This window comes from Frankia canadensis (assembly GCF_900197875.1).
GTDB classification, from domain to species: Bacteria; Actinomycetota; Actinomycetes; order Frankiales; family Frankiaceae; genus Frankia; species Frankia canadensis.
The window spans coordinates 1-811 of the sequence record NZ_FZMO01000492.1 but is presented as its reverse complement, the minus strand read 5'-3'; the positions used below and the strand labels follow the sequence as shown (position 1 = coordinate 811).

At 70.4% G+C, this 811-nt stretch carries 1 protein-coding gene; it reads right to left on the bottom strand.

What is annotated here, in order from left to right; genetic code table 11:
* The coding region (locus C1A33_RS26770; protein ID WP_243407981.1) for a DUF4037 domain-containing protein at positions 1–548 on the bottom strand (548 nt) is incomplete at its 3' end.
* Positions 549–811: the final 263 nt, after the last annotated feature.

The window sequence follows — 811 nt, the reverse complement described above, 5'->3', positions numbered from 1 at the left end:
TACGGGGCCCAGCGGCGTTCGAGGAGAAACGCGATCCGGACGAGGTCGCGGGCCATGCGGGCGGTGAGCAGACGTGAGCCGAGGTCGTCGCCGCGTCCGCCGGTGCGGCCGATGAACGGTTCTTCCTGGCTGACCCGTAGCCAGCCGGCGGCCAGGACATAGCGCCAGACGTCGTCCGGGTACCAGGCCAGCGCCCGGCGCCGCGCGGCGAGCAGATCGAGCGGATCGTGCAGGACCACGCCAGCCGTGAGGCTGGCCAGGATCTGCGTTGGGGCCAGCAGCCAGTCCGCCAGAGCCATCCCGTCGGCCGGGTCGACGCCGAGCCGGCCGACGAAGAACGCCCGCGCGGTGGTCACCTCCACCTGGTGGTGTGGCCGGCCGTCGTATCGGTCGCTGTCGGGGTAGACAACCGGGAAACCGTCGAACCGGACCGGCAGCCTCTGCAGGGCGACGTCGATCGGCGTGGTGTCGACGTCCGGCGGGACGAACAGCTGTACGCGGGGGCCGAAATCGTGGTCGGTGGAGACCTCGTCGTCGAAACCGAGCACCTCAGAACCCTCACCGAGCAACGCGGCAGCGTGCGGAACGCCCAGGATCAGCGGCCGAACCGCCTGCTCATAGAACCGCCGAGAAAGATCGCGACCAGACACGGCTCCGAGAATCTCCTCCATGCTCCCCCGGTGGACGAACGCCCTCCGGCCCGACCAGCCGTGACCCTCATGCGGCGGTGGTCTCCCCAAGCCGCGGCACGAACAGGCCGCCGATCCCCAGGACATCGTCGAGCAGCCGCCGCACACGCTCGATCTCGCCG